Source organism: Stenotrophomonas capsici, assembly GCF_034961085.1.
Classification (GTDB): Bacteria; Pseudomonadota; Gammaproteobacteria; order Xanthomonadales; family Xanthomonadaceae; genus Stenotrophomonas; species Stenotrophomonas capsici.
Genome location: NZ_JAYFUH010000070.1, coordinates 1 through 7,421, shown reverse-complemented (window position 1 = coordinate 7,421; position 7,421 = coordinate 1). Strand labels below are relative to the sequence as shown.

4 protein-coding genes and 1 CRISPR repeat array are annotated in these 7,421 nt (G+C 63.3%); all 4 genes read left to right on the top strand.

Translation table 11 applies throughout. The features are described 5' to 3' along the window. The first annotated feature begins 20 nt into the window (after nt 1-20). Nucleotides 21-1,034, top strand: a complete 1,014-nt coding sequence (csy2, locus tag VA603_RS06175; protein ID WP_323438261.1) for a type I-F CRISPR-associated protein Csy2 — start codon at nt 21-23, stop codon at nt 1,032-1,034. Nucleotides 1,035-1,056: 22 nt separating this feature from the next. Next, complete coding sequence (gene csy3 / locus VA603_RS06170; protein ID WP_323438260.1) at nt 1,057-2,082, top strand: type I-F CRISPR-associated protein Csy3; 1,026 nt, start codon at nt 1,057-1,059, stop codon at nt 2,080-2,082. Between the two features lie 5 nt (nt 2,083-2,087). Further along, on the top strand, nt 2,088-2,654 hold the full coding sequence (gene cas6f, locus VA603_RS06165; RefSeq protein ID WP_323438259.1) for a type I-F CRISPR-associated endoribonuclease Cas6/Csy4: 567 nt from the start codon (nt 2,088-2,090) through the stop codon (nt 2,652-2,654). 128 nt (nt 2,655-2,782) lie between these two features. Next, nucleotides 2,783-6,770: direct repeats of the CRISPR family, unit length 28 nt; unit sequence GTTCGCTGCCGCGTAGGCAGCTCAGAAA. Nucleotides 6,771-7,035: 265 nt separating this feature from the next. Further along, a partial coding sequence (locus VA603_RS06160; protein ID WP_323438258.1) for a gamma carbonic anhydrase family protein occupies nt 7,036-7,421 on the top strand: 386 nt, incomplete at its 3' end.

The window sequence follows — 7,421 nt, the reverse complement described above, 5'->3', positions numbered from 1 at the left end:
GCCCTGCGAGGAGGAGAGCCATGAGCACTTGTCCGGACTTCGATCAGCTACTGGTCTTCCCGCACCTGCAGGTGCAGAACGCCAATGCCATCTCCAGCCCGTTGACCCATGGTTTCCCGTCGATGACGGCCTTCCTGGGCCTGATGTGGGCCCTGCAACGCAAGGCGCACACCGCCGGGTTGGATGTCCAATTCAAGGCGGTAGGCGTGGTCTGCCACCAGCATCGCGAACTGGCCACCGAAGACGGCTTCGTCAACAGCTTCCACCTCACCCGCAACCCGGTGAACAAGGATGGCGGCAGCGCGGCGATCGTCGAGGAAGGACGCATCCACCTGGGCCTGAGCCTGCTGCTGGCCGCGCGCAGCCCGCGCTGGCAACAGACCCCGGATGCACGACAGGCCGATCTGCAGGTGCTGTCCCACCTGCTGGCCGGGATGCGTATCGCCGGCGGCAGCGTGATCCCGCCCGCACAGCCGGGGCGGCGACGCTACCAGCCGTGGGCCCTGGACCTCAGCGGCACGCCCGAGGACCGTCAAACCCTGTTTGCGAAGGCGCGCATGCGCCTGCTGCCGGGCTTCACCCTGGTCGGTCGCGATGACCTGCTGGCCCAGCGCCTGCAGGAGCAGGCCGATGGCGGCAAGCCCTCCGATCCCCTGGATGCCTGGTTGTCGCTGGCTCGCATCAACTGGCATTGGGAGGCCGACGAAGACGGCAAGGGCCGCTGGGTCAATGACCGCACCGGTCTTGGCTGGGTGGTACCGATCCCGGTGGGTTATGGCGCACTGGGTCAACTGCACGCCCCCGGCAGCGCCGCCAACGCCCGCGATGCGGAAGTGCCGTTCCGCTTCGTCGAAAGCCTGTACTCGGTGGGGCAATGGATCAGCCCGCATCGCTTGCATGCCGCCGAGAGCCTGCTCTGGTACGCCGACAGCCAACCCGGGGCCGGCCTGTACCGCTGCCGCAACGATCACGTGCAATCCCTTGATGAAGACGAACGGGATACTCCGTTCGAATTCGACACCGCCATCAACTGACTCTGCGAAAAGGAATCCCGTCATGTCCAAGGAACTCAAGACCGCCTCCGTCCTGGCCTTTGAACGCAAGTTGGACCCGTCCGACGCGCTGTTCACCAGCGGCAACTGGGACGCACGTGCCGATACCGGCCGCTGGGCACCGGTAGGCCTGCGCGAAAAGTCCGTGCGCGGCACCATTTCCAACCGGCTCAAGAGCAGCGGCCAGGACCCGGCCAAGCTCGATGCCGCCATCCAGAACCCCAACCTGCAGACCGTGGACGTGGCCGCATTGCCGGCAGACGCCGACACGCTGAAAGTGCAGTTCACCCTGCGCGTACTGGGCGGCACCGGCAGGCCGTCGGCCTGCAATGACGCGGCCTATCGCAAGAAGCTGATGGACACCGTGGGCGGCTACGTGCGCCAGCACGGCTTCAATGCGCTGGCCATCCGTTATGCCGCCAACCTCGCCAATGGCCGCTTCCTGTGGCGCAACCGCATTGGCGCCGAACAGGTGGAAGTGACCGTGGCGCATCTGCGCGAGGGCGAACCAAGCCAGCAATGGACCTTCGATGCGTTGGCCCATTCGCTGCACGATCTCAGCGCGCCGCCCGCCCAAGCGGCCGCATTGGAGCAGCTGGGTGCCTTGATCGCCGGTGGCTTGGCCGGCGACAGTCACGTGCTGCTGCAGGTCACCGCCTTCGCCCGCATCGGCGCCGGACAGGAGGTGTTTCCCTCGCAGGAGCTCATCCTGGACAAGGCCGCCGGCAAGAAAAGCAAGACGTTGTATGACGTGGACAAGGTGGCGGCCATCCACTCGCAGAAGATCGGCAATGCGCTGCGTACCGTGGATACCTGGTACCCGGAAGCCGACGACAACGGCCCCATCGCCGTGGAACCCTATGGCTCGGTGACCACCCAGGGCAAGGCTTACCGCCAGCCCAAGGAGAAGCAGGACTTCTACAACCTGCTCGATGCCTGGGTACTGAAGGACAAGGCCCCGGCCGTGGAGCAGCAGCATTTCGTCATCGCCACGCTGGTGCGCGGCGGCGTGTTTGGCGAAGCAGGCTGAATGTCATGACCAGCCACCACGTCGATATCCGGGTCGTTCCCGACCCGGAAACCAATGCCAGCCAGTTGTTGGGCGCGCTGTACGACCGCCTGCACCTGGCCCTGGTCCAGCAACGCGTCCAAGACATTGGCGTGAGCTTCCCCGGCTACAGCACCGTGCCGCGCACCCTGGGCACGGTGTTGCGCCTGCATGGTGGCGAGGCGGGGCTGCGTCGCTTCCTGCAGGAAGACTGGCTCCGGGGGCTGCGCGACCATGTCCGGCTGACCGACATCACGCCTGCGCCAGAGGGAGCTCTCCAGCGCACCGTGCAACGCCGGCAGTTCAAGACCAGCGTCGAGCGCATGCGTCGCCGCCGCATGCGTCGCAAGGGGGAGACCGCACAGCAGGCACAACAGGCCATTCCGGCAACAGTGGAACGCCAACCCAACCTGCCCTACCTGCACCTGCGCAGCCGCAGCACCGGGCAACCATTCTGCCTGTTCATCGCATTGGGCCCCCTGCTGGAAAGTCCCACCCCCGGCCCCTTCAACAGCCACGGACTCAGTGGCAGCAGCACCGTGCCCTGGTTCTGACCCTTTTTCGGAACCGCCAAACCGCTCTTTCAAAATCAAAGGGTTACAGAAGCCCCCAAAAATTGGGGGCTTCTGCTTGTTGTCGCTCTTTTTTCGTAAAATCAATCGATTAGGCATTATTTCGTCTAGTTCGCTGCCGCGTAGGCAGCTCAGAAAGTCTTCCACGGTCGGAGCATCACCAGCAACGGGTTCGCTGCCGCGTAGGCAGCTCAGAAATTCGAGGAAGCCGGCCTGTTGCGGTCGCTGGGGTTCGCTGCCGCGTAGGCAGCTCAGAAATGACAGAGCGCATTGATCGCCTTGAGCAGTCGGTTCGCTGCCGCGTAGGCAGCTCAGAAAATCTGGGACTGACGCGGGGCCGGCGGCTCGACGTTCGCTGCCGCGTAGGCAGCTCAGAAATCCACGGTCGCCGCGGTGGTGTCGATCCCCACGTTCGCTGCCGCGTAGGCAGCTCAGAAATGATCGAGCGGTTCCTGATCAGCCCCGAGGCTGTTCGCTGCCGCGTAGGCAGCTCAGAAATGAATCCACTGCAGCTTCCGGGCGACCTTCTCGTTCGCTGCCGCGTAGGCAGCTCAGAAAAGCTCGGAAGTGTTCGACGAGTCGCCGCGCCGGTTCGCTGCCGCGTAGGCAGCTCAGAAAACCAACCCGGACGCCGAGCCCGGGCACGCCTCGTTCGCTGCCGCGTAGGCAGCTCAGAAAACCTCCACGTGCTCGTAGAACCTGTTGGCCACGTTCGCTGCCGCGTAGGCAGCTCAGAAAATCGACAGCCGGCTCAACAAGCTTGGGTTCTCGTTCGCTGCCGCGTAGGCAGCTCAGAAAAACACGGTCTACCAGTTCGTGCGCGGCTTCGCGTTCGCTGCCGCGTAGGCAGCTCAGAAAGCCGCGATCAGCCATGAAATGGCAAAGCTCCTGTTCGCTGCCGCGTAGGCAGCTCAGAAATTCGTATCCGGGTTGAAGTTCCCTGCGTTCCAGTTCGCTGCCGCGTAGGCAGCTCAGAAAAGGTTGCGCCGGTCGGCCTCGGTGACCATCCAGTTCGCTGCCGCGTAGGCAGCTCAGAAATGCACAAGCCGGTTGCGGCTTAAGGGCCAAGGGTTCGCTGCCGCGTAGGCAGCTCAGAAATGCGCCTCGGCTGGCAACAGCGGCCCCACGGTGTTCGCTGCCGCGTAGGCAGCTCAGAAAATCAGTCCTGATCCCCGAAGCCGCTGCGGCGCGTTCGCTGCCGCGTAGGCAGCTCAGAAACGGACGAGCTGCGAGCGATCGGCCATGCTGACGTTCGCTGCCGCGTAGGCAGCTCAGAAGAATACGCACGAGTTCGACTTCCCATATAAGGGGTTCGCTGCCGCGTAGGCAGCTCAGAAATTGTCGCGTTGACGCAGGCTACGATGGGCGTTGTTCGCTGCCGCGTAGGCAGCTCAGAAATGCAGCATCAGGACAATCGCATCCCAATCCGTGTTCGGTGCCGCGTAGGCAGCTCAGAAAGAACAGCTGCGTCAGGCATTCATCACCGGTAGGTTCGCTGCCGCGTAGGCAGCTCAGAAAGTTCCCGACCTTGACTTCCTGTCGCGCGGCGGGTTCGCTGCCGCGTAGGCAGCTCAGAAAAGGAACACAGCGCGATCCTCGGCCTTCATTGGGTTCGCTGCCGCGTAGGCAGCTCAGAAATGGAAGCGCTGGGAAGCTGCCACAGAGCTGCTGTTCGCTGCCGCGTAGGCAGCTCAGAAATTGGCGTGCCACGGCTCGATGAGGTTGGCAGTGTTCGCTGCCGCGTAGGCAGCTCAGAAATGGCTTTGCGCAGCTCGCCGACCACATCCACCGTTCGCTGCCGCGTAGGCAGCTCAGAAAAGGAGGATGAAGCCGCATGATCCGCGTGCTCTGTTCGCTGCCGCGTAGGCAGCTCAGAAAAGCGCACGGGCGAGGAGCGCTACCCGCTTCGAGTTCGCTGCCGCGTAGGCAGCTCAGAAAGAAGCAGCGGCCTACGTCCACCAGCCGGTGAAGTTCGCTGCCGCGTAGGCAGCTCAGAAAAGATCAGGCCGGGGGACGCTACAGACCATCTCGTTCGCTGCCGCGTAGGCAGCTCAGAAATATCCCGTTCGTTCCAGCCGTTGCGCCACTTCGTTCGCTGCCGCGTAGGCAGCTAAGAAACATGAGCACGAAGCAGCAGCCGCGCGGCGTCCGTTCGCTGCCGCGTAGGCAGCTCAGAAATCGGCGCCCAGGTAGCAGCACTCAAGCACTTCGTTCGCTGCCGCGTAGGCAGCTCAGAAAGAATGGGTCGGCGAGGCTTCGATGAAGCCCGGGTTCGCTGCCGCGTAGGCAGCTCAGAAATTACCGAACTCGAGCGCCGCATCAACCAGGTCGTTCGCTGCCGCGTAGGCAGCTCAGAAAATCGTCGCAGGGCCAGCTTTTCGCGCGCTGAAGTTCGCTGCCGCGTAGGCAGCTCAGAAAACCAAGGAACCACCACTTCCGGCGCGCCTGCCGTTCGCTGCCGCGTAGGCAGCTCAGAAAATGGGGGTGCCGAATGCGTAAGCTCCTGCTGAGTTCGCTGCCGCGTAGGCAGCTCAGAAAATCCCGGGCTTCAGCGCCCGGGGTGGTTTCTGGTTCGCTGCCGCGTAGGCAGCTCAGAAATTGCCCGGCGCGCGGCGGGTGAATCGGTTGCGGTTCGCTGCCGCGTAGGCAGCTCAGAAGATCGGAGTTCACGAACAGAGCATCCACCGCAAGTTCGCTGCCGCGTAGGCAGCTCAGAAATTGCGCGGTCACGTCGAAGCCGCTGGCGGGCTGTTCGCTGCCGCGTAGGCAGCTCAGAAAGCCTACGAAGGCACGGAACTTGTGCGGCAGCTGTTCGCTGCCGCGTAGGCAGCTCAGAAAGGAATCCAGCGCGGCGGCCAGTGCCTCGTGGTGTTCGCTGCCGCGTAGGCAGCTCAGAAAATCAGCTCAGCGCCGCTAAACCGCTCGAGCTGGTTCGCTGCCGCGTAGGCAGCTCAGAAAACCGCCCAGTGCAACCACCTTCCCCACCATCGGTTCGCTGCCGCGTAGGCAGCTCAGAAAACAGGCCAGTCGCCCTTGTCGGCCTTGTTCACGTTCGCTGCCGCGTAGGCAGCTCAGAAAACGACTGATGACCTGACCGAAGGCTCGGAAAAGTTCGCTGCCGCGTAGGCAGCTCAGAAATTGCGGGCAGCGTCGCGGGCGGTCTGGAAGGGGTTCGCTGCCGCGTAGGCAGATCAGAAAGTCCGGCCACTGCTGCGCCGTGCGCGCGTACAGTTCGCTGCCGCGCAGGCAGCTCAGAAAAATCTCATCAAGGCGGTTGGCCAGTGCAAGGCGTTCGCTGCCGCGTAGGCAGCTCAGAAAACAACCCCGCCGCCCTTGCGCTTCGCGACGGTGTTCGCTGCCGCGTAGGCAGCTCAGAAAACGACCGGACGATCATCAACATCAAGCCCGAGGTTCGCTGCCGCGTAGGCAGCTCAGAAAGTTCTGGAACAACGTCAGCAACGTCCGCTCATACTCGCTGCCGCGTAGGCAGCTCAGAAACAGCCGGGCGCCAGCCAGGCCGCGTGCGGTTGGTTCGCTGCCGCGTAGGCAGCTCAGAAATTCGACGACCAGGACATCCCTTTTGACTTAGGGTTCGCTGCCGCGTAGGCAGCTCAGAAAAGAACATGAACCCGCACATCGCGTTCGTGGAGGTTCGCTGCCGCGTAGGCAGCTCAGAAAGCAATGATGATCACTCGCGCTGCAAAAGTAATGTTCGCTGCCGCGTAGGCAGCTCAGAAATCATGGGCTTGATGACGTAGCGGTCGCCCTCCGTTCGCTGCCGCGTAGGCAGCTCAGAAATTATCGAGCAACAGACCTACGTGATTGAACAAGTTCGCTGCCGCGTAGGAAGCTCAGAAATCTTCCGTTTAGTTGGCCTCCCTGCTTCCAGCGTTCGCTGCTGCGTAGGCAGCTCAGAAATTGCGCAGGTCGTGGACCGTGCGCTTGCGGCTGTTCGCTGCAGCGTAGGCAGCTCAGAAAACGGCCACCTCGGCGTCAGGCAATGGGATGAAGTTCGCTGCCGCGTAAGCAGCTCAGAAACGCGTCTGCGGCAGGTAGGAATGCTGATGGCTGTTCGCTGCCGCGTAGGCAGCTCAGAAGAGCTCAATGCCGAAGGATACGACGGCCTTGGGCCTAGCTGCACAGACGGCTCAACAGGCCCGCGCTCCGCGCCAGCTCGCTCTCGCCAGATTCCCAGCGGGGTTCGTCAATCATCGTGGAAAAGGCCTGCTGTGCACTCCGCCGCCCATGCGGATGAATGCCGGGAACCGGTCTGCCGCGGGTGCCCAAGCGCATTCCGCATCGTCATTGCTGCCGTCCCTCCCCTTACCCCTTATCATTCCCTCCCCCCTTGCCGGCTTTCGCCATGACCGCCCTGCGCCCCTTCCTGGACAAGATGCCCGTCGTCGGCGAGCGCGTTTACGTGGACCCGGCGTGCACCATCATCGGTGACGTGGAAATCGGCGATGACGCCTCGGTCTGGCCGGGCACGGTGATCCGTGGCGATGTGAATTACATCCGCATCGGCGCGCGTACCAACGTGCAGGACGGCACCATCATCCACGTCAGCCATGACAGCCCCTACAACAAGGGCGGCTATCCGACCCTGATCGGCGAAGGCGTCACCGTGGGCCATGGCTGCATCATCCATGCCTGCACCATCGGCGATTACTGCCTGATCGGCATGGGCGCGTGCATCCTCGATGGCGCGGTGATCGAGGCCAACGCCTTCATCGCCGCCGGTGCGGTGGT